Annotated in this window: 25 protein-coding genes; 9 read left to right on the top strand and 16 right to left on the bottom strand. The window is 64.6% G+C overall.

The window, feature by feature from the left end; all coding sequences use genetic code 11:
• Positions 1 to 414: 414 nt before the first annotated feature.
• The 3 genes from XI05_RS02935 (at position 415) to XI05_RS02925 (ending at position 2,452) form a co-directional block, all read left to right on the top strand.
• Positions 415 to 1,197 carry an outer membrane protein gene (locus XI05_RS02935; protein WP_271498482.1) on the top strand — a complete coding sequence of 261 codons (783 nt, stop codon included), beginning with the start codon at positions 415 to 417 and terminating at the stop codon, positions 1,195 to 1,197.
• Between the two features lie 278 nt (positions 1,198 to 1,475).
• On the top strand, positions 1,476 to 1,661 hold the full coding sequence (locus tag XI05_RS02930) for a hypothetical protein (protein WP_172789131.1): 186 nt from the start codon (positions 1,476 to 1,478) through the stop codon (positions 1,659 to 1,661).
• Positions 1,662 to 1,681: 20 nt separating this feature from the next.
• Positions 1,682 to 2,452, top strand: coding sequence for an SDR family NAD(P)-dependent oxidoreductase (locus XI05_RS02925; RefSeq protein WP_212258597.1), 771 nt, complete (start codon positions 1,682 to 1,684; stop codon positions 2,450 to 2,452).
• Between the two features lie 111 nt (positions 2,453 to 2,563).
• Here the strand turns inward: XI05_RS02925 and XI05_RS02920 are convergent, their stop codons facing one another.
• From XI05_RS02920 to XI05_RS02900, 5 genes are all read right to left on the bottom strand, one after another.
• Positions 2,564 to 3,325, bottom strand: coding sequence for an outer membrane protein (locus XI05_RS02920; protein WP_271498480.1), 762 nt, complete (start codon positions 3,323 to 3,325; stop codon positions 2,564 to 2,566).
• 178 nt (positions 3,326 to 3,503) lie between these two features.
• The gene (locus XI05_RS02915; protein WP_271498478.1) at positions 3,504 to 4,751 is read right to left on the bottom strand and encodes an FAD-dependent oxidoreductase; all 1,248 of its coding nucleotides are present in this window, start codon (positions 4,749 to 4,751) and stop codon (positions 3,504 to 3,506) included.
• 153 nt (positions 4,752 to 4,904) lie between these two features.
• Entirely contained in the window at positions 4,905 to 5,303 is a 399-nt protein-coding gene (locus XI05_RS02910; RefSeq protein WP_271498477.1) for a hypothetical protein, read from the bottom strand.
• Between the two features lie 76 nt (positions 5,304 to 5,379).
• A complete protein-coding gene (locus XI05_RS02905; protein ID WP_271498476.1) occupies positions 5,380 to 5,595 on the bottom strand; it encodes a hypothetical protein in 216 nt (71 codons plus the stop codon).
• Positions 5,596 to 5,688: 93 nt separating this feature from the next.
• Positions 5,689 to 7,203 carry a caspase family protein gene (locus XI05_RS02900; RefSeq protein WP_271498475.1) on the bottom strand — a complete coding sequence of 505 codons (1,515 nt, stop codon included), beginning with the start codon at positions 7,201 to 7,203 and terminating at the stop codon, positions 5,689 to 5,691.
• Between the two features lie 201 nt (positions 7,204 to 7,404).
• Here XI05_RS02900 and XI05_RS02895 point away from each other — a divergent pair, with 201 nt between their 5' ends.
• From XI05_RS02895 to fabA, 4 genes are all read left to right on the top strand, one after another.
• The gene (locus XI05_RS02895) at positions 7,405 to 8,370 is read left to right on the top strand and encodes a helix-turn-helix domain-containing protein (RefSeq protein WP_271498474.1); all 966 of its coding nucleotides are present in this window, start codon (positions 7,405 to 7,407) and stop codon (positions 8,368 to 8,370) included.
• Between the two features lie 302 nt (positions 8,371 to 8,672).
• Positions 8,673 to 10,181: a DEAD/DEAH box helicase gene (locus XI05_RS02890; protein ID WP_271498473.1), complete on the top strand. Its 1,509-nt coding sequence runs from the start codon at positions 8,673 to 8,675 to the stop codon at positions 10,179 to 10,181.
• 166 nt (positions 10,182 to 10,347) lie between these two features.
• Positions 10,348 to 11,415, top strand: a complete 1,068-nt coding sequence (locus XI05_RS02885) for a GGDEF domain-containing protein (protein ID WP_271498472.1) — start codon at positions 10,348 to 10,350, stop codon at positions 11,413 to 11,415.
• A gap of 93 nt (positions 11,416 to 11,508) precedes the next feature.
• Positions 11,509 to 12,039 (top strand): bifunctional 3-hydroxydecanoyl-ACP dehydratase/trans-2-decenoyl-ACP isomerase, encoded by a 531-nt coding sequence (gene fabA / locus XI05_RS02880; protein WP_271498471.1) that lies wholly within the window; start codon positions 11,509 to 11,511, stop codon positions 12,037 to 12,039.
• Between the two features lie 54 nt (positions 12,040 to 12,093).
• Here the strand turns inward: fabA and XI05_RS02875 are convergent, their stop codons facing one another.
• The 9 genes from XI05_RS02875 to XI05_RS02835 all read right to left on the bottom strand — a co-directional run bounded on the left by XI05_RS02875 (position 12,094) and on the right by XI05_RS02835 (position 20,898).
• On the bottom strand, positions 12,094 to 12,537 hold the full coding sequence (locus tag XI05_RS02875; RefSeq protein WP_271498470.1) for a TfoX/Sxy family protein: 444 nt from the start codon (positions 12,535 to 12,537) through the stop codon (positions 12,094 to 12,096).
• 167 nt (positions 12,538 to 12,704) lie between these two features.
• Entirely contained in the window at positions 12,705 to 13,106 is a 402-nt protein-coding gene (locus XI05_RS02870) for a HesB/IscA family protein (RefSeq protein WP_158671097.1), read from the bottom strand.
• A 50-nt stretch (positions 13,107 to 13,156) separates the two neighbouring features.
• Positions 13,157 to 13,528: an SUF system Fe-S cluster assembly protein gene (locus XI05_RS02865; RefSeq protein ID WP_063683732.1), complete on the bottom strand. Its 372-nt coding sequence runs from the start codon at positions 13,526 to 13,528 to the stop codon at positions 13,157 to 13,159.
• Complete coding sequence (locus XI05_RS02860; RefSeq protein WP_271498469.1) at positions 13,525 to 14,772, bottom strand: cysteine desulfurase; 1,248 nt, start codon at positions 14,770 to 14,772, stop codon at positions 13,525 to 13,527. The genes XI05_RS02865 and XI05_RS02860 overlap by 4 nt, the downstream gene beginning before the upstream one ends.
• On the bottom strand, positions 14,769 to 16,073 hold the full coding sequence (sufD, locus tag XI05_RS02855) for a Fe-S cluster assembly protein SufD (protein ID WP_271498468.1): 1,305 nt from the start codon (positions 16,071 to 16,073) through the stop codon (positions 14,769 to 14,771). Before sufD ends, XI05_RS02860 begins: the two co-directional genes overlap by 4 nt.
• A 12-nt stretch (positions 16,074 to 16,085) precedes the next feature.
• Positions 16,086 to 16,838: a Fe-S cluster assembly ATPase SufC gene (gene sufC / locus XI05_RS02850; RefSeq protein WP_172788691.1), complete on the bottom strand. Its 753-nt coding sequence runs from the start codon at positions 16,836 to 16,838 to the stop codon at positions 16,086 to 16,088.
• 67 nt (positions 16,839 to 16,905) lie between these two features.
• On the bottom strand, positions 16,906 to 18,402 hold the full coding sequence (gene sufB / locus XI05_RS02845) for a Fe-S cluster assembly protein SufB (protein ID WP_271498467.1): 1,497 nt from the start codon (positions 18,400 to 18,402) through the stop codon (positions 16,906 to 16,908).
• A 113-nt stretch (positions 18,403 to 18,515) separates the two neighbouring features.
• Entirely contained in the window at positions 18,516 to 19,655 is a 1,140-nt protein-coding gene (locus XI05_RS02840; RefSeq protein ID WP_271498465.1) for a cysteine desulfurase family protein, read from the bottom strand.
• A 52-nt stretch (positions 19,656 to 19,707) separates the two neighbouring features.
• Positions 19,708 to 20,898 carry an acyltransferase family protein gene (locus XI05_RS02835; RefSeq protein ID WP_271498463.1) on the bottom strand — a complete coding sequence of 397 codons (1,191 nt, stop codon included), beginning with the start codon at positions 20,896 to 20,898 and terminating at the stop codon, positions 19,708 to 19,710.
• Between the two features lie 176 nt (positions 20,899 to 21,074).
• Between XI05_RS02835 and XI05_RS02830 the strand changes: the two genes are divergently transcribed.
• Both XI05_RS02830 and XI05_RS02825 read left to right on the top strand, forming a co-directional pair.
• Positions 21,075 to 21,914, top strand: coding sequence for a LytTR family DNA-binding domain-containing protein (locus tag XI05_RS02830; RefSeq protein ID WP_271498461.1), 840 nt, complete (start codon positions 21,075 to 21,077; stop codon positions 21,912 to 21,914).
• A 345-nt stretch (positions 21,915 to 22,259) separates the two neighbouring features.
• Complete coding sequence (locus XI05_RS02825) at positions 22,260 to 22,907, top strand: alpha/beta hydrolase (protein ID WP_025036034.1); 648 nt, start codon at positions 22,260 to 22,262, stop codon at positions 22,905 to 22,907.
• A gap of 154 nt (positions 22,908 to 23,061) precedes the next feature.
• On the opposite strand, the gene XI05_RS02820 is transcribed toward XI05_RS02825, so the two are convergent.
• Both XI05_RS02820 and XI05_RS02815 read right to left on the bottom strand, forming a co-directional pair.
• Positions 23,062 to 23,385 (bottom strand): DMT family transporter, encoded by a 324-nt coding sequence (locus tag XI05_RS02820; protein WP_271498460.1) that lies wholly within the window; start codon positions 23,383 to 23,385, stop codon positions 23,062 to 23,064.
• 4 nt (positions 23,386 to 23,389) lie between these two features.
• Entirely contained in the window at positions 23,390 to 24,067 is a 678-nt protein-coding gene (locus tag XI05_RS02815; protein ID WP_271498458.1) for a glutathione S-transferase family protein, read from the bottom strand.
• Positions 24,068 to 24,134 lie beyond the last annotated feature (67 nt).

Below are 24,134 nucleotides of genomic sequence, written 5' to 3'. Positions count from 1 at the left end.
GCCAACCACAGCCCCGGCCCAAAGCCGGGGCTGTGTCGTTTGAGGAGCGGGCGCCGATCCGGCCGGCTTACCGGGTGTGCTGCCGGTACTTCGTTGATTCCCGGATCGTCTCGAGGCGACTCGGCCAGCGACTCAACGGATGACGCGGCCGAGGCAGGATTGCCTCCATTTCGAACAAGGCCGAATTTGCTAACGAGACGTTACCAAAATCAAATCATCGGAATTCAATCAACACGTTGAAATCAAAGGAATATTCAAAATTATCGCGGCAGCACCGCAAATACCCTCGCACCGGCGTTTTCCGGCGACTGTGCCTGCCCTGCAACAGCATTTCGGCGAGAACCGTCTATAGTTCGGGCATCAGATGACACGGACTTCAGTGCGCTCGCGCCGACAAGGTTTGGGGATTTTAACATGAAGAAGATTTTGCTCGCTCTGACCGCGGTCGCGGCGATGACTGGTTCGGCCTCGGCCGCCGACTTGGCCGCCCGTCCCTATGCGAAGGCCCCGATGCCGGCGCCGGTCGCCAACTGGACCGGCTTCTACGTCTTCGGCGGCGGCGGTGGCGGTCTCTCGAATGCTGACCAGAGCGTTGTCGATACCGGCACGGGTACCCCGCTGACGATCACTCAGCGCCAGGGCGGCTCGGGCTGGTTCGGCACGGTTGGCGCCGGCTACGACTGGCAGTTCAGCGGCACTTGGGTCGCTGGTGTGTTCGCCGACGGTCAGTTCGGCAGCATCCGCGCAACCATCCAGGATCCGACCCTCGGCATCACTGGCAACCAGAAGCTGGAAACCTCCTGGGCTGCGGGTGTTCGCCTCGGTTGGCTGGTCGCCCCGAACGTTTTGTCCTACGTCAACGGCGGTTACTCCGGCGCTCATTTCGGCCAGACCAACTTCACGACGCTGGGCGGCACTCCCGTGGGCGTCCATCTCAGCAGCTACGATCGGCATGGCTGGTTCGTGGGTGGCGGCGTCGAGAACAGCCTGAACATCTTCGGCATCACCTCGCCCGGCTGGTTCATGAAGACCGAGTATCGTTCGGCCTTCTACAATGCCAAGACTCAGGACGAACTGTTCGACGGCAGCAACCTTCCGGTCGGCAACAGCATCCGCGCCAACAGCTGGAACCAGACGATCTCGACCTCGCTGGTCTACCGCTTCAACTGGACCGGTCCGGTCGTCGCGAAGTACTGATCTGATCTCACGATCAAGCGTCAAAGCCCCGGCATCGCCGGGGCTTTTTCGTTTGAGGTTCTAGCGTCCGATACTGACCTTGAGCGCTTCATATGCGCCGGCGAGCCGGGGCCCCCAGGATGATCTTGCGCATCGACATGCGTCCTCCGCGCGGCCTTGCGGCCACGGCCCATTGTATCCGCACCAGAGCTACGGCTAGTCTGGCGCCAAGTTTTCGTGGCTGCGGCATTCATTGAATGCCGTGGACCGCGACAGAAGCGGACCGATGGGAGGAAGGCATGCGCAGATTTCTGCTGGTGGCAGGCCTGTTTGCCACCGCTCTCGGGCTGCTCTGGATCGGACAGGGCACCGGCACGGTTCCGTGGCCCCGATCGAGCTTCATGGTCGACCAGCTGCAATGGGCCGGCTATGGCGCAGCCATGGCCGGGTTCGGGCTGGTGCTGATCTGGCAGAGCAACCAATGAAGAAACCAGGGAATACAAGCATGACATCCAGCCGGTTCGATCTCCGCGGCAAGGTCGCGATCGTCACGGGAGGCAATGGCGGCATCGGGCTCGGCATGGCGCGGGGCCTCGCCGATGCCGGCGCCGATATCGCCGTGGTCGGACGCAACGAGACCAAGTCCGCGGCCGCCGTGGCCGATCTCAGGCAGCGCGGCGTGAAGGCGATCGCCGTTGCCACCGACGTCACCGACAAGGCGGCGGTCGCCTCCATGATCGAGCGTGTCGTCAAGGAGCTCGGCCGCATCGACGTCCTCGTCAACAATGCCGGCATGAGCATCCGCAAGCCGCCGCACGAGCTCGAGCTCGACGAGTGGAACAAGGTGATCGACACCAACCTCACCAGCGCCTTCGTGTGCTCGAAGCTGGCCTATCCCGCGCTGAAGGCGTCCGGCAACGGCAAGGTGATCAACATCGGCTCGATGATGTCGATCTTCGGCGCGAGCTTCGCGACCGCCTATGCGGCCAGCAAGGGCGGCATCGTGCAGTACACCCGCGCCTGCGCCAATGCCTGGGCGCCCGACAACATCCAGGTCAACGCCATCCTGCCGGGCTGGATCGACACCGATCTCACCCGCGGCGCACGGCAGCAGGTCTCGGGGCTGCATGAGCGCGTGCTGGCGCGCACGCCCGCGGGGCGTTGGGGCGACATCGACGACTTCGCCGGCATCGCCGTGTTCCTGGCATCGCCCGCGTCGAATTTCGTCACGGGCACGGCGATCCCGGTCGACGGCGGATTTTCGGTGATGGCCTGAGGCCCCGCCGCCCGCCGGGCGATAGCGCAAAAAAAGAAGCCCCGGACAAGGCCGGGGCTTTTAATTTAGGCAGTGCTTTTCTTGATCGTTGGTCGCGTTGCGTCGACGTGCTCAGTAGCGGGCGATGGTGGGGGCATCGAACTTGTAGCTCGCGCGCACCACGGCCCACTGAATGTCCCGCGGCTTGGTATCGAAGGTGTAGTTGCCTGCGGTGCCACCGAGCTGATAGGTCTGGCTCACGAAGGCCGCGTAATTGTATTCGAGGCCGACGATCCAGTTGCGGGTAACGCCGTATTCCCAGCCGGCGCCGACGGTCCAGCCGTTGTGCCAGTGCGTTTGTCCGCCCGTTCCTGCGACGACCGGATCGGTAACCGAGAGCCGGTTGTTGACGCCGGCGTAGCCGCCCTTGATGTAGAAAAGGTTGTTCTGAACCGCGAAGCCCGCACGGCCGACCACGGTCGCGAGAACGTTGGCGCGCCAGGAGAACACGTCGTTCGCCGGCGGGAACGCGGTGTTGACGAACGCGCCCTTGTTGTCGAGACCCGAAATCGTGCCTTCCACGCCGAACACGTAATTGTTGGCCTGCCAGTTGTAGCCGATCTGCGCGCCGCCCATGACGCCCGACTTGCGCTGGCGATAGCCCTCTCCCGGCAGCAGATCGCCGAACGCGCTCGTGTTGCCGCTGTTGATGAACTGTTCGTTGGTCCATGCGCCACCGATGTGGCCGCCGACATAGAAGCCGGTCCAGTTGAACAGCGGCTCGACGTAAGCGGGCGCCTTCGTGTAGCGCGCACCGAGATCGGCGGCGGAAGCAGCACCCGTCGAAACCAGAGCGGTCGTGCAGGCGAAGGCGGCAATCAATTTGTTACGCATGGTACACCCCGTGTCCTTGATGGGCGCACGGTCACAGACGGCCCTTACTAAAATTGAAATCAACACGGTTAACGTGGCGGTTGAACGCGCACCGTGGCGCCAATCCGGTAGCGCTGTTGCAGGCGCGCAACGCGCCGCGCGCGATTTCACGCAACGTTATCCCTACCGAAGTCCGACGCTAAAATTCCGGTGCGGCGCGCGAATGCACGTGCTCCGGCCGCACGCCGAGCGCGATCAGGCGCGCCGGAATGCCCTGCAGCCATGGCAGCGCGGTAATGAGACGCACGACCAGCGGCACCTTCAGTGGTCGATCGCCGCCCTGCAAGGCGCCGCTGATGATGTTGTTCTGCACGACCACCTGCATGCGCTGCGTCATCTTCACCGGGAACTCGCGACGGCGCCTGACGGCATCGAGCTCGTGCTCGGACGGGCAGCCATGCTGCAGCTTGTCCGCCAGGATGTTTGCGGTCGCAACCGCATCCTGCACGGCGAGATTGACGCCGACGCCGCCGACTGGCGACATCGCATGCGCGGCGTCGCCAATGCACAAAAGGCCAGGCTGCGTCCAACGCGCCAGACGGTTGATCGCGACGGTGAGCAGCTTGACGTCGTCGAAGCTCTTCACCTCGGCGATGCCGGAGCGGAGCATCGGCGCCATCCGCACGACGTCGTCGAGCAGCACCGATAGTCCCCTCTCCTTCACCGCCTCGTACTGCCCCTTGGCGATGACATAGGCGCATTGCCAGTAATCGCCGCGGTCGAAGGTGATCATCATCTTGCCGGGCTCGACCCGCGCGAACACGTTCTCGGTCTCGTCGGGTCTGCGGCCAGCCCGGAACCAGAGCACATCCATCGGCGCGCCGATCTCCTCGATCGCAAGCCCAGCGCGCTCACGCACCGTCGAATGCCGGCCGTCGCAGGCCACGGTGAGATCGGCTTCGATGTCGATGATGCCGTCAGGCGTCTTCGCCCGCACGCTGGCGATCGTCTCGCCACGGCGGATCAGATCGATCGCCTCCGTGCTCATCATTACCTCGAGGGAAGCAAAGCGCCGGCCGGCCTCGCGCAGAAAATTCAAAAAGTCCCATTGCGGCATGAAGGCGATGAAGGGGTATTTGGTATGGAGCCGGCTGAGATCGGCAATGCGCACCGGCGTGCCGCCGAACAGGCCGTCCATCTTCTGCAGGCGCTGGTGCGGCAGCTTCAGGAAGTCGTCGATCAGACCGAGCTCGTCCATCACCTGAAGCGTCGACGGATGCACGGTATCGCCGCGGAAGTCGCGGAAGAAATCCGCATGCTTCTCCAGCACCACGACGTCGATGCCGGCACGGCCCAGGAGATAGCCGAGCATCATGCCGGCAGGTCCGCCGCCGACGATGCAGCAGCGGACTTTCATGGTCCGCTTTGCTTGTTGATCGGATGTCATTGCCGCCGCGATCTAGCTATCGATCAAGAAATACCTGACGATACTAGCGCGATTCACTGCGAGACGGTCTCAATTTGCAGCGACAGCCCGCGCTGGCCGTTCGCAGCATACAAGGCCCGCAGGAGCGCGGGCCTTTGCCTGAAGCGGGGATGACTATTTCTGGTCTTCGTTGCTGGTCCCGGACCCCGGACTGCCGATCGGCATGCCATTGGGCGCATGACCGACGCCGGAGTTTCGCTCGGCCTGGGCGGCAGCAGGCGACCTACCGTTCGCGGTCGGTGGCTGAACATTCGGATTGTTCGGGCTGTTGTTGGTCTTGACGTTCGCTCCGGTGGTGGTTCCCTGGGTCCCCATTCCGGACGGAGCCGACGGTCCCGAATTGGCGCTGCTGGACGACGTTCCCGTTCCGGCACCTGAGCTTGCCGCAGATCCCGCGCTGGCACCACTGGCGCCGCCCGCACCACCACCGCCGCCGCCACCTCCGCCTTGAGCAAGGGCGGTCGTCGAGACTGCAGCACAAGCGATCATCACGAGAATGGATTTGCGGATCATGGATCGTCTCCCTGGTTTGGCAGACAATCCGAGTCAGCAGCAGTAGTTCCTTCAGGAGACTCGACGTTTGCTTGCCTCAGGGCTTTTGCGACTTCCGTTCCCATGGGCGCTTGCCGTCAGCGTCGCGATCCCAGGGTCGGGTGATCGGAGCGACCCTCTCTTCTTCAGCGGCTTTCGCACGATCCGCCTGGACGCGTTCGCGGTCGGTGAGTGGCGGCGCGCCGGGGGCCGGAGTCGTTTGGGCCAGAACCGGAAGCGTCGTAAGAAACGCTACGATGATGAATTTTGTCATCCCCGGCTCTAGCATTTTCGCTTTGGCCTGTCCGATCTAAGTTCGTCGGCACCGAAACCTGGTCCTGTCACAATCCGCCGGCCGAACAGCGCATCAATTGTTGCTCCGGTTCGCGCTCCTGAAGCTCTTGATCTCCGACACGCTGCCGTCGCGATAGGTCAGCTCGACCGAGACGGATTTCGTGCTTGGCGCGAGCTTCATGTAGAGCGGCATGCCGGCGCTGACCGCGCTGGGATCGCGCATGTCGCAGGGCGGCATCTTCAGCACCTGGTTGGGCACGGCGGTGTCGATGCCGATGCGCACCTCGCGGATGGCGCAGCGATAGGAGACGAGGTGGGTGTAATAGACGAGCAGCCCGTTGAACTCGCGGAACGACAGCCAGCTCGTCGAGGTCATGTCGAGGATCTTGCGCTGGTCGCGGATCAGCGCGGCCTCGGGATCGAACCTGATCGGGAATGGGCCCTGCATGTCGCCGGACTGGTCGACGTAGCGAACCTCGATGGTGCCGGCCTGCGCGTCCGGCGGCAGCTCGATCGACGGGTTCGGCATCCGCTTGCGCGTGCGCGGATCGAGCGTATCGATGAAGCCGGTCTCGCGGAAATCGCCCGCGCCGGCCATGCGCCAGGAAACGCCGAGCGTCGGATCGGCGAAGGAGAACGTCACGCTCCAGCCGCCATTGTGCCGCGAGAAGCTCGCGATCGGCGCGTTGAGGCTCTCCTCCTTGGGCATCTGCGGCACCGACACCGGCGGCAGCGCCGCAAGCTTCTGCGGCGGCGGATCGTCCGAACGCGCGACGGCGTCCTTGGCGAGGCCGCTGAGGAACACGTCGTCGACCATCTGGTCGAAATAGACCGGCACCTGCCTGTGCTTCACGGTATCGGCCATCTCGCTGACGGCACGGCGGGTCCGCTGCGCCACCTGCACGAGATTCTCGCCAGGCTTGAGCAACTCCTTGGCGAACGTGCGCGTGAACACCGAATTCGGATTGGCGTCGTCGTTGGAGAGCCGATCGAGCGCGGTCTGGCGGGGACCCGCGGAGAACACCGAGAACACGCCCTCGGGCAGCTGCGTCATCGGCGCGAGCCCGCCGCCGCCGGCGACCGCGCGGGTGCCCTTGCGCTCGAACGGATTGTTGCGGCAGGCATCGAACACCAGGATCGAGGTGCGCGCCTTCTTGTTCTGCAGCCGCTCGACGATGCGGTCGGCCAGGATCGAAGCGTCGCGCACCAGCTCTTCCTGCCCTTCGGTCGCCGCCGGCACGTCGGTCGGCAGCAGATAGTTCTGGCCGGCAATCTCGAAGCCGTGGCCGGCATAGAAGAAGAACGCGGTGTCGCCGGGCTCGATCGCCTTGTCGAAGGCGAGCAGCGTCTCGGAGAATTGCTGCCGGCTCTGGTTCTCGGCGACCATCACCGAGAAGCCGAGCTGCTTCAGCGTGTCGCCCATGGTGCGGGCGTCGTTGACGGCCTTGAGCAGCTTCGGCACGTTCTTGTAGTCGTTGTTGCCGACGACGAGCGCGACGCGCTTCTCGGCACAGGCGGGCGCGGCGAAGCCGCTCAGGCTTGCTGCGAGGCCAAGGGCCGCCAGAATTCTGAAAAGCCGACGCGTCATCGCAAAATTCCTGTTGCAGAACCGGCCCTGCCGCCGATCTTCGAACGGCAGTTCATGGGACCCCCCGCCGCTGTGTGATAGTCGGCCGAGACCAGACGACGGTTCAAGGGACCTGGAGCTCCGGTTGCGCGATCCGGCTATGGCCGATTCCGCTGGAATCTGTTTCCCTTTGGACAATTTCGCTGAAAGCGAGGGACTGCCGTGTTGCACTGGTGTACGGACGAGGTCGACCCGAAGGATCGGTTCGACTATTGGCGCGAGGTGCGCGCCAGGGGATTGTTCGGCGTCACCGCCGAGCTCGCGCGCGAACGGCGCGCGGACTTTTTCGGCGAATTCTCGCTGCGGCGGCTGGGCGGCGCCGGGCTCGTCGAGCTGAAGGCCTCGCCGTATGCGGTCGAGCGCAGCGCGTCGGACATCGCCTACGCCCCGGGTGAGGCGATCTGCGTCTACCAGCAGCTCGGCAGCGGCGGCTGGTTCGGCGGCATGCGCACAAGCGACTTTGCGATTGCCAATGGCAGCTTCGCCACCAGCCATACCGACCTGCCCTACCGCACCGCGCCGCTCGGCAACGGGGGCTTCCACCTGCGGATCCTCAAGATCCCCGTGAGCAGCATCCCGGTACAGGACAGGCGCATGCGCGAGCTTGCGCCCCGGACCTTGAACGATCCGGCTCTGGCGCGCCTGCTCGCGGCCTGCTTTGCCGATCTCGACGAGATCGGGGCGGACAATGCGGCCGCTGCCGTCCAGACCTCCTTGGTCCAGGCTTTGGCCCATCTGGCGCTGATCGAGCGTGGCGTCGTGCGGCCCGGCAGCCGGCGGGGACAGGAGGCACTGCGGACCGCCCGCCTCTCGCAAGCCCGGCGGCTGATCGCGCGCCACCTTGAGGACCCCAATCTTGCGCCGGCCATGGTGGCCGACCTGCTCGGCGTCTCCGTGCGTCACCTGCACATGCTGTTCGAGATGGCGGAAAAGAGCTTCTCCCAGACGGTGACCGACGAGCGCCTGAAACAGAGCCGGAAGCTGCTGCGCGAGGCGCCGGAGCGGCTGATCGCTGATATCGCAGCCTCGTGCGGCTTCGAGAGCCTCGCGACCTATTACCGGGTGTTCAACGCCGCCTATGGCATGGCCCCCGGCGACTTCCGGGCCAAGGGCACGGACGGGCGTTAGCTGCCGTCTTGGCCGTCACGGCCGGGCTGAGGGGGCTGCCGGGGAAAACCCCAGCCGCGCCCGTGATTTGGGCAAAAACCTCAGGTTTTTTAGGCTCTTCCCGCGCCCGCTCCATTGACTTTGGCCAATTCCCGCCTATGTTCCGGGGCGACGCGGCTCAGATCGAAGAGCGATTCCTGAGCCTTGCGCTTTGTTCGCGTGAGTCAGCACCCCCAGCTTCTTTGAGAGCGCGCCGTTTCGGGGTGGAACGCGACCAGCCTTATTACCCTCGATTCCGAACGGCGGTTTCGACCAGAGGCTCAATGTCCTTTTCAGATCTCGGACTGTCCGAAAAAGTCCTCGCCGCAGTGGCGGCCACCGGTTACACCACCCCCACCCCCATTCAGGAACAGGCGATCCCCCACGTCCTCGCACGCAAGGACGTGCTCGGCATCGCCCAGACCGGCACCGGCAAGACCGCGGCCTTCGTGCTGCCGATGCTCACCATCCTCGAAAAGGGCAGAGCCCGGGCGCGCATGCCGCGCACGCTGATCCTCGAGCCGACCCGCGAGCTGGCGGCCCAGGTGAAGGAAAACTTCGACCGCTACGGCGCCGGCCAGAAACTCAACGTCGCCCTCCTGATCGGCGGCGTCTCGTTCGGCGACCAGGATGCCAAGCTGACGCGCGGCGTCGACGTCCTGATCGCAACGCCAGGCCGCCTGCTCGACCATACCGAGCGCGGCGGCCTCCTGCTCACCGGCGTCGAGCTGCTCGTCATCGACGAAGCCGATCGCATGCTGGACATGGGCTTCATCCCCGACATCGAGCGCGTCTGCAAGCTCGTCCCGTTCACGCGGCAGACCCTGTTCTTCACCGCGACCATGCCGCCGGAAATCCGGCGCATCACCGAGGCCTTCCTGCACAACCCGCAGAAGGTCGAAGTCTCCAAGCCCGCCACCACCGCCGTCACCGTCACGCAGTCCCAGGTCCCGGCCGGGCGCGAGGCGCATGAAAAGCGCGAATTGCTTCGCCGCCTGCTGCGGGAGGCCAAGGATCTCAAGAACGCGATCATCTTCTGCAATCGCAAGCGCGAGGTCGCGATCGTTCACAAATCGCTGCAGAAGCATGGCTTCAGCGTCGGCGCCCTGCACGGCGACATGGACCAGCCGGCCCGCATGGCTGCGCTCGAACAGTTCCGCAAGGGTGAGTTGCCGCTACTGGTCGCCTCCGACGTCGCCGCCCGCGGCCTCGACATTCCCGAGGTCAGCCACGTCTTCAATTTCGACGTCCCGCATCATCCCGACGACTACGTCCATCGCGTCGGCCGTACCGGCCGCGCCGGTCGCACCGGCACCGCGATCTCGATCGTGACGCCGCTCGACCAGAAGTCGATGGCGGCGATCGAGAAGCTGATCGGCCAGAGCATTCCGCGCGCCGAGGGCGACTATGACGTCCACGCCGAAGCGGGCGAACAGGGCGAGCGTCCGCGCGAACAGCGCGGCCGCGAGCGTTCACGCGGCGGACGCGGCAAGCCGCAGCGCGGCGAGCGGCGTGGTCATGACCGCGAACGCGGTCACGAGCCGCGCGAGGCGCGTGGCGAGGCACGACCGGCTCCCGAGGCGAGGCCCGCACGCGAGGCACGGCCGCCGCGCGAAGCCAGGCAATCATCCGAGCCGCGCAACGGTGCGCGCCCGCAAGCGAATTCGTCGCATGTGCCCTCGATCGGCCGTCCCGAGCCGCGCCGCCAGCGCGAGGTCGACACCGAGCCGGGCGATCACTCGCATCTGCCGGCGTTTCTGCTGCGGCCGGTTCGCTCCCCTGCCGGCGCCTGAAGCGCGCCGGCACCACCTGATTTCGGTTGAATCTCCTCGCTTTGCAATTTTTTGGATGCGCCCGTGAACGTATATTTACGGGGTGTTCACAATCGTCCGTTAGCCTACGAACATAATTTAAGCATTGCTGCGGTCGATGGCGCGTCGGCCGCTGTGGGGATGTTCTGTGATCAAGGTACTCGACGAACACGAACGCACGATGGCGTTCGCCGAGGTGGCGCTCGGTCAGATCCGATCGCTTCGACAGACGGCCATTCCCCGCAATTACGAGATCTGGTACGTCTACGCGACCGGCTACAACGCACCGCTCAACAAGATCATCAATGAGACGCTGGCGCGCAGCGGCAAGCTGACCGAAGCCGATCTCGAGCAGATCTACGAGACCTATCTTTCCCACATCAAGACCACCGACCGCATCGACAAGGTCGGCGCGCGCGTCGTCGGCGAGATCGACGACGTGGTGAAGGTGCTGGGCGAGGCGCTCGGCATGACCGGGGCCTACGATTCCAGCCTCTCGGGTGCGACCGAGAAACTGTCGTCGGCCGAGAGCCGCGACCAGATCAAGGCGATCGTCGAGACCCTGCTGCGCTCGACCAGCGAGATGCGCGAGGCCAACAAGGCGCTGGAAGACCGTCTGACGCTGTCGAAGAACGAGATCAGCAATCTCCAGCAGAGCCTGGAGGCGATCCGCGCCGAGAGCCTGACCGATCCGCTCACGGGCCTGGGAAATCGCAAATATTTCGACCGCATGATCGGCATGGCCGTGCAGAGCGCGCTCGCCTCGGGCGAGCCGCTGTCGCTGCTGCTGTTCGACATCGATCACTTCAAGTCGTTCAACGATTCCTACGGCCATCTCACCGGCGACCAGGTGCTGCGGCTCGTCGGCCTTTCGCTCAAGCAGACCATCAAGGGCCAGGACATCACCGCGCGCTACGGCGGCGAGGAATTTGCGGTGGTGCTGCCCAACACCGCGATGCGCCAGGCGCTCACGGTGGCCGATCACATCCGCCGCGCCGTGATGGCGAAGGAATTGAAGAAGAAATCGACCGGCGAGATCCTCGGCCGCGTCACCATCTCCGTCGGCGTTTCCATGCTGAGGGAGGGCGACGACACCGACGCGCTGATCGAGCGTGCGGACGCCTGCCTCTACGCCGCCAAGCGCAACGGCCGCAACCGCGTGATCTGCGAAGCCGATCCGGAATTCGCGATCGAGAGCCACAGCCGGGTGGCGTGAGGCGGCATTCGTCCTTTCTTGACATTCCAGCATGCCAACCGACATCTTCCTCGCCGCCATGGCGCCTGACGCGAGCATCGAGGACCAATCGCCTTGCCCAATCCTCATGATTTCCATACGCCGCAACCGTCCTACACCCGGGACGAGCTGCTGAGATCGAGCGAAGGCGGCTATTTCGGCCCGGGCAACGCGCAATTGCCTGCGCCGCCAATGCTGATGATGGACCGCATCACGGAGATCAGCCTGGACGGCGGCGAGTTCGGCAAGGGTCATGTCGTCGGCGAGCTGGACATCACGCCAAGCCACTGGTTCTTCGATTGCCATTTTCGCGGTGACGCCATCATGCCGCCGACGCTCGCACTGGACGCCATGTGGCAGATGGTCGGCTATTGGCTCGGCTGGTCGGGTTCGCCCGGCAAGGGCCGCGCCATCGGCGTCGGGGAAGTGGCGTGCACGGGCGAGATCACACCGAACACGCAACGCGTGCGCTACGAGGTCGCCATGCGCATGGTCCGGCGCGGCAAGCTGGTGCTCGGGATCGCTGATGGGCGTGTGGTTGCGGATGGCGTCAGCGTCTTCACGGCCAAGGACATGAGGGTCGGCCTGACCAAGGCGGTGGATTGAGCTCTCGTAGGGTGGGCAAAGGCGCGAAGCGGCGTGCCCACCATCTCGGCATGACTATTTCGAGCCGTGGGCACGCTTCGCTTTGCCCACCCTACGCACCGTCTTCTTGGCAACCTTCTTCGGCACACCCTTCTTCGGCGCAACCTTCTTCGCCGCCGGCTTCTTCGCCTTCGGCCGCTTCACCTTGGCGCGCTGCGCCGCGGCGAGCGCCGCCCTCGCCCATTGCGCCAGCTCTGCTGAATCATCGAACAGGCGCGCCGGCAGCTCCCAGTAGGAATTCACCACCACGGTCTTGGCGCGGGTCGAGTACTGGAACGGCTTCGAGCCTTCGGCTTCGAAATCGGGAATGGTCGTCTCGTCGGCGCGGAAGAACAGGCCGGCGCGCAGTGACAGCGCGAAATTGACGCCGTCGGCGGAGATGCCGTAGCCAGAGAACATTTTTCGGATGGTGACCGGGCCGAAATCGGCGAACAGGTCGATCAGGAATTCGCGGTCCATCGGAGGCTACCCTGCGCAAGCAAGTGAGCCTTCATAGCATTTCCGTCATTGCGAGCGAAGCGAAGCAATCCAGACTTCCGCCGCGGAGGCAGTGTGGATTGCTTCGTCGCCCGCGCAAAATTGCTTCGCAATTTTGTCGCGGGCTCCTCGCAATGACGGTGGAGAGATTACCCGTCGATCTTGGCCGGCCGCAGCTCGACCGATTCGCCGCAGCCGCAGGCGGAGATCTGGTTGGGATTGTTGAAGACGAACTGGGCCTGCATCTTGTCGGCCTTGTAGTCCATCTCGGTGCCGAGCAGGAACAGCACGGCCTTGGGATCGACCAGGATCTTGACGCCCTTGTCCTCGACGACCTCGTCGGTCGGGCGGATCTCGTGGGCGTATTCGACCGTGTAGGACTGGCCGGCGCAGCCGCCGTTCTTGACGCCGACGCGCAGGCCCACGATCTCGGAATCGGCGCGCTGGGTCAGCTCGGTGATGCGCTGGGCAGCAGCGTCCGTCAGCCGCATCACCTGCGGGCGCGGCCGCCGCGGCTTCGGAGTGGAGGATGCTGGTGTCGCCTGGGTCATGTTGTCTATGTGGTCCCGTTGCGGAGCGAATTCAATGCGGGCCGAAGCCGTCACCACATGTTCAGCACGAGGCGGGCCTCGTCGCTCATGCGCTCGGGCGACCACGGCGGCTCCCAGACGACCTTGACGTCGACCACGCCGACGCCGGGGACGCTGGCGACCGCGTTCTCGACCATGGTCGGCAGCTCGCCCGCGGCCGGGCAGTTCGGCGTCGTCAGTGTCATCTGGACGTCCACCGAGCGGTCGTCCTTGATCTCGACCTTGTAGATCAGGCCGAGCTCGTAGATGTCGGCCGGAATTTCCGGATCGAACACGGTCTTGAGCCCGGCGATGATCTCGGTGGTGAGACGCTCGGTCTCCTCCGGCGGCAGTGCCGAATGGGTCTCCATCGGATTGGCTTTGATTTCGGCCGTGTCACTCATGCGAACAAATCCCGCGCCTTCAAAAGCGCCTGTGCCAGATGATCGACTTCTTCCCGCGTATTATACATGCCGAACGAGGCCCGGCAGGTGGCCGTGACGTTGAACCGCTCTAAAAGCGGCATGACGCAATGGGTGCCGGCGCGCACCGCGATGCCCTGGCGGTCGATCACGGTGGCGACGTCGTGGGCATGCGCGCCCTTGAGCTCGAAGGAGATCACCGGACCCTTGCCCCGCGCCGTGCCGATCAGCCGCAGCGAGTTGATCTCGCGCAGCTTCTCCTGGGCGTAGGCCGTGAGATCGGCCTCGTGGGCGGCGATGCGCTCCTTGCCGATCGAATTGACGTAGTCGATGGCGGCGCCAAGGCCGACGGCCTCGACGATCGCCGGCGTGCCCGCCTCGAACTTGTGCGGTGGATCGCCATAGGTGACGACCTCGCGCGAGACCTCGCGGATCATCTCGCCGCCGCCATTGAAGGGGCGCATGGCGACGAGGTGGTCGTACTTGGCCCAGAGCACGCCGATGCCGGTCGGGCCATAGACCTTGTGGCCGGTGAAGACGTAGAAATCGCAGCCGATGTCCTGGACGTCGACCGGCAGATGCACCGCGCCCTGACTGCCGTCGACCAGCACCGGAATGCCACGGGCGTGGGCGATCCTGACGACGTCCTTGACCGGCACGATGGTGCCGAGCGCGTTCGACATCTGCGTGATCGCGACCAGCTTGGTCTTCGGGCTCAAGAGCTTCTCGAATTCGTCGATGAGGAAATTGCCCTCGTCGTCGACCGGCGCCCACTTGATCACCGCGCCCTGGCGCTCCCTGAGGAAGTGCCACGGCACGATGTTGGAGTGGTGCTCCATGATCGAGATGACGATCTCGTCGCCTTCTTTGATGTTCGGGCCACCCCAGGAGGACGCGACCAGGTTGATCGCCTCGGTCGCGTTGCGGGTGAAGATGACTTCTTCCGTGCGCGCAGCGTGGATGAACTGCGCGACCTTGGCGCGGCCGCCCTCATAGGCCTCGGTCGCGGCATTGGCGAGGTAGTGCAGGCCGCGATGCACGTTGGCGTATTCGGACGTATAGGCCTGCGTCATGCGGTCCAGCACGGCGCTCGGCTTCTGCGCCGAGGCGGCGTTGTCGAGATAAACGAGCGGTTTGCCGTAGACCTGCATGGCGAGCGCCGGAAAATCCTGGCGCACGCGCGCAACGTCATAGGCTCCGTTCTTGACCGCCGGATGCGTGCTCATGACCGCCGCTCCAGCCAGCGCTCGGCGATGCCGATCACGTGCTCGCGCAAGGTATCATCGGCGATCTGCTCGATTGCCTCGCCGACGAAGGCCTGGATCAGCAGCGCCTGGGCCTGCTTCTCCGGCAGGCCGCGGGCCTTCAGATAGAACAGCAGGCTCTCGTCCAGCGCGCCGGCGGTCGCGCCGTGGCCGCAGGAGACGTCGTCGGCAAAGATTTCCAGCTCGGGCTTGTTGTCCGCTTCGGCCTCGTCCGACAGCAGCAGCGCCCGGGTCATCATCTTGCCGTCCGTCTTCTGCGCGTCGGGGCGGACGATGATGCGGCCCTGGAACACCGAATGGGCGCGGTCGTCGATCACGGCGCGGAAGATCTCGCGGCTGACGCAGTTCGGCACGGCGTGGTCGACCACCAGCGTGGTGTCACCGTGCTCGGTTTTCTTCAACAAGTTGACACCGTTGGCCGAGAGCTCACTGCCCTCGCCCGCCAGCGTGATGAAGCCCTGAAGGCGGCTCACCGCGGCGCCCGTGGTCATGTTGAAGAAATTGAACTTCACATTGGCGCCGATGGTGACGAACTGCGAGGTGACGTTCACCGCGTCGGGCGCGTCGTCCATCAGGCGGATATGTGCGACATCGGCGTTGTCGCCGACCGAGACGATGACGGCGTCGTTGATCTGATAAGCCTTGGCTTCCGCCGCAACAAAAGTCTCGACGATGGTGACGCGAGCGCCCTTCCCGACCGCGATCTGTGAGCGGGTGAACGCCGAGGTCGACGCGGCGGTCGCGATGTGGATGATCTGGATCGGCGCGGACAGCTGCGCGCCATCCGCAATCGACAACACGACGCCGTCGGTCGCCATTGCTGCGTTCAGCGCGATCACCGCATCAGTGGATGCGGTCTTCAGGAGGCTAGCGTCCTTCTCCAGCGCCTCACGCGAAGTCTCAAAGCCCGCCTCGGCGACAAGCGCCTTCACGTCGGAAAGCTCGGCTGCGAACACGCCGTCGACCAGCACCAGCTTGCGGGCGCCCGCGATGGCATGCGCCTTGACCGCGTCCGCGGCGCGCCTCAGCGCGGCGGCATCGGGCGCGGCTGCCAGCGGCAGCACCTCGCCGACCAACGCGCGCAGGTCGGTGTATTTCCATTCCTCGATCCGGCGGTGCGGCAGGCCGAGACGCTCATAGGTCTCAAACGCCTCGCGGCGCACTGCTGCCACATCAGGCGAACCCGGCAAGCGGCCCTCGGCGCTGGCGAAGAGATCGCTCACCGCGCGGCCGCTCCCGGTCTTTGCCACAGCAACGTTCATCTTAAAAATTCCTTACGCGGCATCCTCGAACTGGGCGTAGCCGGAGGCTTCCAGCTCCAGCGCCAGATCCTTGCCGCCGCTCTTCACGACGCGGCCCCTCGACATCACGTGCACGAAATCAGGCACGATGTAGTTGAGCAGCCGCTGATAGTGGGTGATGACGACCATCGCACGCCCCGGCGAGCGCAGCGCATTGACGCCGTCGGCCGCGATCCGCAGCGCATCGATGTCGAGACCGGAATCCATCTCGTCGAGGATGCACAGGCTCGGCTCGAACAGCGCCATCTGCAGCACCTCGTTGCGCTTCTTCTCGCCGCCGGAGAAGCCGACGTTGACGCCGCGCTTGAGCATGTCCTGCGGAATGTTCAGCGACTTCGAGACTTCGCGGACCTTCTTCAGGAAGTCCGGCACCATCAGCTCGCTTTCGCCGCGCGCCTTGCGCTGCGCATTGAGCGCAGTGCGCAGGAAATTCATGGTGGTGACGCCGGGAATCTCGACCGGATATTGGAACGCCAGGAACACGCCCTTGGCGGCGCGCTCGTCCGGATCCATCTCCAAGAGGTCCTCGCCCCTAAACAGGATCTGGCCGTCGGTGACCTCGTAGCCGGGCTTGCCGGCGATGACGTGCGAAAGCGTCGACTTACCGGAGCCGTTCGGCCCCATGATCGCGTGCACCTCGCCCTCGTTCACGGTCAGCGTCAGGCCGTGGAGGATCTCACGCTCCTCGACACGAACCTTGAGGTCTTTCACTTCAAGCAAAGCCATCTTGGTATCCAGTCTATTCAATTCAATTGATGTTGGTGCGCGATGCGCGCGCCGCGAGGGTCGGCAATTAGCCGACCGACCCTTCGAGCGAGATCGAGATCAGCTTCTGCGCTTCCACCGCGAATTCCATCGGCAGCTGCTGCAGCACGTCCTTGACGAAGCCGTTGACGACGAGGCCGACCGCTTCTTCCTGGCTGAGCCCGCGCTGGATGCAGTAGAACAGCACGTCCTCGGAGATCTTCGAGGTGGTCGCCTCGTGCTCGAACGTTGCCGAGGAGTTCTTGGCCTCGATGTACGGCACGGTGTGCGCGCCGCATTTGTCGCCGATCAGCAGCGAATCGCAGGCGGTGAAGTTGCGCGCCCCGGTCGCTTTCCGATGCGCCGTGACGAGACCGCGATAGGTGTTCTGCGACTTGCCGGCGGCAATGCCCTTGGAGATGATGCGGCTCGACGTATTCTTGCCGAGATGGATCATCTTGGTGCCGGAATCGACCTGCTGGAAGCCGTTCGAGATCGCGATCGAGTAGAACTCGCCGCGGGAATTGTCGCCGCGGAGAATGCAGCTCGGATATTTCCAGGTGATCGCAGAGCCGGTCTCGACCTGGGTCCAGGAAATCTTGGAATTGGCGCCGCGGCAATCGCCACGCTTGGTGACGAAATTGTAGATGCCGCCCTTGCCTTCCGAATTACCGGGGTACCAGTTCTGCACGGTCGAATACTTGATCTCGGCATCGTCGAGCGCGACGAGCTCGACCACCGCGGCGTGCAGCTGGTTCTCGTCGCGCTGCGGCGCGGTGCAGCCCTCGAGATAGGAGACGTAGGAGCCCTTGTCGGCGATGATCAGCGTGCGCTCGAACTGGCCGGTGTTGCGCTCGTTGATGCGGAAATAGGTCGACAGCTCCATCGGGCAGCGCACGCCCGGCGGCACATAGACGAACGAGCCGTCGGAGAACACCGCCGAGTTCAGCGTGGCGTAGAAATTGTCCGAGGTCGGAACCACCGAGCCCAGATATTTCTGCACCAGCTCAGGATGCTCGCGGATCGCCTCCGAGATCGGCATGAAGATCACGCCGGCCTTCTTCAGCTCGGCCTTGAACGTGGTCGCAACTGACACCGAATCGAAGACAGCATCGACCGCGATCTTGCGGCGCGCCGGGTCTTCCTCACCGGGCTTCGGCTCGACGCCTTCGAGCATCGCGACTTCCCGCAAGGGAATGCCGAGCTTCTCGTAGGTCTTCAGGATCTCCGGGTCGATCTCGTCCAGCGAGGAGATCGTCTTCTTCGGCTTCGGCGCCGAATAGTAATAGAGGTCCTGGAAGTCGATCTTGGGATAGTCGACGCGCGCCCAGGTCGGCTCGGTCATGGTCAGCCAGCGCCGATAGGCCTCCAGCCGCCACTGCAGCATCCAGGCGGGTTCGTTCTTCTTCTCGGAGATGAACTTGACGGTATCTTCCGACAGCCCCTTGGGGGCCTTGTCGGACTCGATCAGGGTCTCAAACCCATAACGATACTGGTCGACGTCGATGCGCTTCACGCGCTCGACCGTCTCTTGTACGGCTGGCATTCCATCCTCCGCTCGCGGTTTCAAGGACCGCGGTGGATCAAACTTGGACGAGTATTACGATATTTCTCCGCGGAAAGCACGGGCTTAGAACCGTTCAAGCCGTGTTTCGTCGCTCATCTCTTAAGTAGGGTATTACCAAGCTTTCGCCAAGCCTCTAACGCCCGATTGATGTCCTCCGGTTCCGTGGACCAGCCCAGACTGAGACGCACCGCTCCCTGGGCCACCGCGGAATCATAGCCCATCGCCGACAGGACGTGAGACGGCTGGACCTTTCCGGAGGAGCAAGCGGAGCCGGAGGACACCGCGATTCCCTCCAGATCGAAGCCGATCACGGCGGTCTCGGCCTTCAAGCCCGGCGCGGTGAAAAGGACGGTATTTGGCAACCGCGCCACGTCTTTCGCAAAGACTGTCGTCCCGGGTACGTCACGAAGGCCATTTTCCAAACGATCTCTGAGGCTTGCCATGCGCTTCACATCTTCCGGCAGAGCCTGAAGGGCAGCCTTTACCGCCGCCCCGAAGCCGGCGATTCCGGCAACGTTCTCGGTTCCGGCCCGGCGGCTGAGCTCCTGCCCGCCGCCCCGCAGCACCGGCTCCAGGCCGCCTATCCCCTCGGTCATCACCAAAGCGCTGATCCCCTTGGGACCGCCGATCTTGTGCGCAGAAAAAGTGGCAAGGTCGGCGCCTACCGAATTGATATCGAATGGAATTTTGCCCAGAGCCTGGATCGCGTCGACATGCAGGAGGCCGCCGGCCTCGTGGACGATCGTTGCAGCCTCCGTGACGGGCTGAACGGCGCCCGTCTCGTTGTTGGCGGCCATGATCGAGACCAGGGCTGGCGGGCCGTCGTTCAGCTGCCGCTTCAACTGATCGAGGTCGACCACGCCGGAGCGCGTGACCTGGATCAGGCCGATCTTGTCCGCCGGGAACCGGCCGCCGGCCAGCACTGAGGCGTGCTCAACCGCCGAGACCAGCAGCCGCGCGACAGGTCCGCCGGACGGACCCCGCAAGCCCGGCGCGAGCGCCAGCGCATTGGCCTCGGTTCCAGCTGAGGTGAAGACGACGTTGCGCGGCTGGGCCCCGACCGCGGCTGCAAGCGTCGCGCGGGCCTCTTCGACCAGCCGCCGCGCCTCCCGCCCCTCGGCATGGACCGAGGAGGGATTGCCGACCAGGTCGAAGGCCGCAACCATCGCCGCCCGCGCCTCGGCGCGCAGCGGCGTGGTCGCATTCCAGTCGAGATAGACACGGTTCGGCATCTCGCCCTCTTAGCACCTTTTGTCGTCCGGCCAATCGGAGGGTGGGCACTCGTCAGGCCGGCTGCTGTTCCACCCTTCGCACCGTTCGCGGCACCGCCCGCAATCCGAACAGCGGCCGCAGCCAGGCAACGCGCCGGACGATTTCATAGGTGGCCACACATGTGAGCGCGGTCCCGACGATGACAATGGACGCTTCGGTCCCAACCGATAGACCGCTGCCGTGCAATTGATGGGCGATCACGATGATCGCGGTCTGATGCACGATGTAGTACGGGAAGATCGCGTCGGTGAGATAGCGCCGCGCCGGGCTGTCGGCTGTGAAGGTGCGTCGCGCCAAGCCCAGCACGGCTGCGATGGCGAGCCATTGATAGCAGCCATAGGCCGAGGCTGCGAACCACCTCAGCATGGACGACGGCGCAAACAGGCCGGCGCGAACCAGGATGAAGGCCGAGAAGCAGGCGACGGCCGCCAGCAGGACCACGAAGCGCTGACGCTCGAGCTCGCGCCAGATCCCCTCCTGCCTCGCCAGCAGGAAACCGATCAGGAAGGCCGTCGCGTGGTCCGCGTGGTTGTACCAGTCGCCGAACAGCGCGTGCGTCGACGGGAAAGCCGGAAACAGCACCAGCCGCCAGGCCGCAAACAGCAGGCAGGGCCCGATCAGCAGCCATGGCCGGGCGAGCACGCCATCGAGCTTCCGGCCAAGCCAGTCAGCGCCCGCCGGCCACAGCGCGAGCACGCCGATCAAGGCTATCGTGTAGACCCAGAGATAGACCACGAACCAGAGATGGTTCCAGGTCGGCAACACGATGCACGGGTTCGGACAGAACTGTGCGCCGAAGGCAAAGTAGTGACTGGTGTAGAAGTCGAGGAAGCCGGCGGGATAGCCGAGGCTTTCGACGATCTGGAGATAGGACTGCGGGGGCACGATCACGACCATGCCAAAGATCAGCGGGATCAGGAGCCGTGCCGATCGCGCGCCGGCGAGCGAACCCAGGCTGGACTTGCCGAGCATGAAGCGGGTGGCAACCCCGGAGACCAGGAACAGCAGCGACAGCCGCCATGGGTTGACGAACAGCATCACCGGTTCCAGCCAGGTCAGCCGGTGCGCGCTCTTGATGTGAAATCCCCAGGACACGTAGAGCATGCCGACGTGGTAGAAGATCAGGAGCCCGAAGGCTAAAATCCGCACCCAGTCCAGGTCGATACGCCTTTCCGAGCTTTGGAATTGCTGTGGTGTTGTCATGGTTTTCTTCTCCTTGACGGGACGACGAACGCGGTTTTGGGGCCATGGTTGACACCGAAAATGCTCCGCCTGCGGCGCGCGTCGAGCCGGTTTGGGATCAGAATCGGACGCGAGGGGATGAGCCGCCGGCAGCTGGGACGAGTCGCGGGTCTTTCGGGATCAGCGGCGGCGACCGGATGATGTTCGCAGCGATCGGCGCCGTTGCGCTCGCGATCGGAATCGTCAATGCGTTTTCAGGCGCGCAGGATGCGGCCTGGCGCGGCGACAGCTATGACATCGGCCGGCGGCTGTTCTGGGAGATGTCGAGCATCGCCGTCATCCTGCTGTTGCTGCCGATCCTGGTGTTGGCGGTCCGCCGCATGCGCCGGACACCGGGCCTCGCCGCACAGGCGGCGATCGGGGCGATCGCCCTGCTCGGCTTCTCCACCCTCCACATCACCGGCATGGTCTGGGTGCGAAAGCTCGCGCTCTGGCTCGCCGGCGGCGCCTACGATTTCCGTTTCTCGCTCGCGACGATCCTGTACGAATTCCGCAAAGATGCGGTGGCGGTCATCCTGATCGGCGCCACGATCTGGCTGCTCGAAAGCCGGCGTGAGCTGAAGAGGGCCGCAGTCGCTTCGGCGGCGGCGCCTGCTGCGCCCCCGCCCTCGTCCCCCGATCTGATCTGGCTGCGCGACGGTACCAGCCGCATTCGCGTGGTGCCGCGCGAGATTCTCTGGGTGGCGTCCGCCGGCAATTACATCGAATACAGCCTCGCCGACGGCACCCAGCACCTGATCCGGGGCACGCTGGCGGCGGCAGAAAGCGAGCTGGCGCGCTTCTCCATCGTTCGCGTTCATCGGACCAAGCTTGCCAATCTCGACCGCGTGCGCGGCGTCGACCTCAAGGCTTCCGGAGATTTCGAGCTCGCCTTCGACAACGGCCAGACGCTCGGCGGCAGCCGGCGTTACCGGCCGGCCGTCGCCTCGCTCGGCAGCCGAACCGCCCCGGCGGGAAGCGCCACCGACGATCCATAAACGATCGTGATTCCAATCGGTTGAGCGCTCCCCTCCGGCGCGGCGGGCGCCCGCTGCCGGCGCCAGTTGAGTCAGGCAGGTCGCGATCCCTGGAGGCAGGCCGGAGGTGACTGCACAATGACCGGCTAAGCTGTTGAGCTGATTGAGAGATGTCGAAGAAGCTTGCTTTTTGACCCTGGCCTCGTGTTAGAAGCGCGCGTCAGTTCACCCGCGCGCCCCTCGCGCATCATCCGAGGGCGCGCCTCTCCACCTTTCATCCGTGCTCGCGTCGGCGGCAACGCTGCGAGGGCCACAATCGGACGATTGCGCAGGGATCACCTCCAAGGGACTAATCAGAGATCATCGATGCCTGAAGTCATTTTCACCGGCCCTGCCGGCCGCCTCGAGGGCCGCTATCACCCGGCCAAGCAGAAGAACGCACCGATCGCGATGATCCTGCATCCGCATCCGCAGTTCCACGGCACGATGAACCATCAGATCGTGTACCAGTGCTACTACGCCTTTGCGCATCGCGGCTTCTCGGTGCTGCGCTTCAATTTCCGCGGCGTCGGCCGCAGCCAGGGCTCGTTCGACCATGGCACCGGTGAATTGTCGGATGCAGCCGCCGCGCTCGACTGGGCGCAGACCATCAATCCCGAGGCGCGCGCCTGCTGGGTCGCCGGCTTCTCCTTCGGCGCCTGGATCGGCATGCAGCTCCTGATGCGCCGCCCCGAAGTCGAGGGCTTCATCTCGATCGCGCCGCCGGCCAACCTCTACGACTTCTCGTTCCTCGCGCCCTGCCCGTCCTCAGGCCTGATCGTCCACGGCGAGAAGGATGCGGTGGTGCCGCCCAAGGACGTCAACACGCTGGTCGAGAAGCTGAAGACGCAGAAGGGCATCGTGATCGACCAGCAGATCATCCCCGGCGCCAACCACTTCTTCGACTCCAAGCTCGAGCCGCTGATGGAAACCATCACGGCCTATCTGGACATGCGCCTCGCCAACGTGCGGTGACGCCTCTCCGTGCCCCGGACGCGGTGCATCACGCAGTGATGCGCCGCAGAGCCGGGGCCCACCCTTACGTTTTCCGTCGCCTCATGGGTCCCGGCTCTGCGCAGCAGCGCAAGAGCGCTGCAGCGCGTCCGGGACACGGCATCGCCGCGCAAGCTCAAGCCGCCTTCAACGCGGCAATCCCGACGAGCACGAGCGCGATGCCGGCAAGCTTCATCGCGCTCAAACTCTCGCCGAACAATACGACGCCCATGATGAAGGTGCCGGCCGCGCCGATGCCGGTCCACACCGAATAGGCGACGCCGACCTCGAGCACCTTCAAGGCGCGTCCGAGCAGAAAGACGAAGGCCGCAAGCAGCACGAGCGAAATAACGCTCCAGCCTGCCCGCGTGTAGCCTTCCGCGTACTTCATCGAGATCGCCCAGCCGACATCGAGTGCGCCGGCGATCACCAGCAACAGCCAGGCCACGGATTGCGACATGCGCTCACGCCGCGAGCTTGAGCAGATGCGCGTCGTGGCGAACGAGGAACGCGCGCAGCAATTGCGGATAGTCCGCCCCGACCGCGCCGCGCACGCTCGGGCGCTTTGCGAGCTCGGCGCGCCAGGCGCGCACCTTCGGCACATCGCGGAAGATGCCGTGCTCGGTCAATTCGTCGAACAGATCGAAATAGCGGAAGACCGGCGCGAACACGGCATCGACGAGACTAAAGGCGTCACCGGCAAAGAACGGGCCTGCGCCGAGCGCGGCCTCGACACGCGCGAACTTTGCGACCAGGGCCTGGCGCTTGCTTTCGAACGTCGCCGGGTCGGTCGTCGTTTCCAAGCCCCAGAGGTCGCCGAGGATTGCCGAGCCGAACTCCATCCAGGCACGGTGCTCGGCCCGCTGCAACGGATCCGCCGGATGCAGCCTGCTGCCTGCTTGCGTCTCCTCGATGTATTCGCAGATCACGTTGCTCTCGAACAGCGCGACCTCGCCTCTCTCGGTCGTCACCACCAGCACGGGCACCTTGCCGAGCGGCGATAGCTTCAAGAACCAGTCCGGCTTGTTGGCGAGATCGATGTCGATCCGCTCGAACGGCACGCCCTTCTCCTTCAGCGCGATCACGGCGCGCTGCACATAGGGACAAAGCTTGTGGCTGATCAGTTTCAGTGAAGCGGTCATGGCGATGATCCCGGCGGGTTAGATGCAATTGCATCCAATATAGATGCAATTGCATCCATCCGTCAAG

Origin of the sequence: Bradyrhizobium sp. CCBAU 11357, from assembly GCF_028128865.1 — a bacterium.
In the GTDB taxonomy this organism is placed as follows: domain Bacteria; phylum Pseudomonadota; class Alphaproteobacteria; order Rhizobiales; family Xanthobacteraceae; genus Bradyrhizobium.
This window is presented reverse-complemented; position numbering and strand designations above follow the sequence as displayed.

What these genes read in the sequence shown, in the direction of transcription:
- XI05_RS02935 (WP_271498482.1), top strand. Translation starts at nt 415, where the DNA reads ATGAAGAAGATTTTGCTCGCTCTGACCGCGGTCGCGGCGATGACTGGT.
- XI05_RS02930 (WP_172789131.1), top strand. Translation starts at nt 1,476, where the DNA reads ATGCGCAGATTTCTGCTGGTGGCAGGCCTGTTTGCCACCGCTCTCGGG.
- XI05_RS02925 (WP_212258597.1), top strand. Translation starts at nt 1,682, where the DNA reads ATGACATCCAGCCGGTTCGATCTCCGCGGCAAGGTCGCGATCGTCACG.
- XI05_RS02920 (WP_271498480.1), bottom strand. Translation starts at nt 3,325, where the DNA reads ATGCGTAACAAATTGATTGCCGCCTTCGCCTGCACGACCGCTCTGGTT.
- XI05_RS02915 (WP_271498478.1), bottom strand. Translation starts at nt 4,751, where the DNA reads ATGACATCCGATCAACAAGCAAAGCGGACCATGAAAGTCCGCTGCTGC.
- XI05_RS02910 (WP_271498477.1), bottom strand. Translation starts at nt 5,303, where the DNA reads ATGATCCGCAAATCCATTCTCGTGATGATCGCTTGTGCTGCAGTCTCG.
- XI05_RS02905 (WP_271498476.1), bottom strand. Translation starts at nt 5,595, where the DNA reads ATGACAAAATTCATCATCGTAGCGTTTCTTACGACGCTTCCGGTTCTG.
- XI05_RS02900 (WP_271498475.1), bottom strand. Translation starts at nt 7,203, where the DNA reads ATGACGCGTCGGCTTTTCAGAATTCTGGCGGCCCTTGGCCTCGCAGCA.
- XI05_RS02890 (WP_271498473.1), top strand. Translation starts at nt 8,673, where the DNA reads ATGTCCTTTTCAGATCTCGGACTGTCCGAAAAAGTCCTCGCCGCAGTG.
- XI05_RS02875 (WP_271498470.1), bottom strand. Translation starts at nt 12,537, where the DNA reads ATGGACCGCGAATTCCTGATCGACCTGTTCGCCGATTTCGGCCCGGTC.
- XI05_RS02870 (WP_158671097.1), bottom strand. Translation starts at nt 13,106, where the DNA reads ATGACCCAGGCGACACCAGCATCCTCCACTCCGAAGCCGCGGCGGCCG.
- XI05_RS02865 (WP_063683732.1), bottom strand. Translation starts at nt 13,528, where the DNA reads ATGAGTGACACGGCCGAAATCAAAGCCAATCCGATGGAGACCCATTCG.
- XI05_RS02860 (WP_271498469.1), bottom strand. Translation starts at nt 14,772, where the DNA reads ATGAGCACGCATCCGGCGGTCAAGAACGGAGCCTATGACGTTGCGCGC.
- sufD (WP_271498468.1), bottom strand. Translation starts at nt 16,073, where the DNA reads ATGAACGTTGCTGTGGCAAAGACCGGGAGCGGCCGCGCGGTGAGCGAT.
- sufC (WP_172788691.1), bottom strand. Translation starts at nt 16,838, where the DNA reads ATGGCTTTGCTTGAAGTGAAAGACCTCAAGGTTCGTGTCGAGGAGCGT.
- sufB (WP_271498467.1), bottom strand. Translation starts at nt 18,402, where the DNA reads ATGCCAGCCGTACAAGAGACGGTCGAGCGCGTGAAGCGCATCGACGTC.
- XI05_RS02840 (WP_271498465.1), bottom strand. Translation starts at nt 19,655, where the DNA reads ATGCCGAACCGTGTCTATCTCGACTGGAATGCGACCACGCCGCTGCGC.
- XI05_RS02835 (WP_271498463.1), bottom strand. Translation starts at nt 20,898, where the DNA reads ATGACAACACCACAGCAATTCCAAAGCTCGGAAAGGCGTATCGACCTG.
- XI05_RS02830 (WP_271498461.1), top strand. Translation starts at nt 21,075, where the DNA reads ATGATGTTCGCAGCGATCGGCGCCGTTGCGCTCGCGATCGGAATCGTC.
- XI05_RS02825 (WP_025036034.1), top strand. Translation starts at nt 22,260, where the DNA reads ATGCCTGAAGTCATTTTCACCGGCCCTGCCGGCCGCCTCGAGGGCCGC.
- XI05_RS02820 (WP_271498460.1), bottom strand. Translation starts at nt 23,385, where the DNA reads ATGTCGCAATCCGTGGCCTGGCTGTTGCTGGTGATCGCCGGCGCACTC.
- XI05_RS02815 (WP_271498458.1), bottom strand. Translation starts at nt 24,067, where the DNA reads ATGACCGCTTCACTGAAACTGATCAGCCACAAGCTTTGTCCCTATGTG.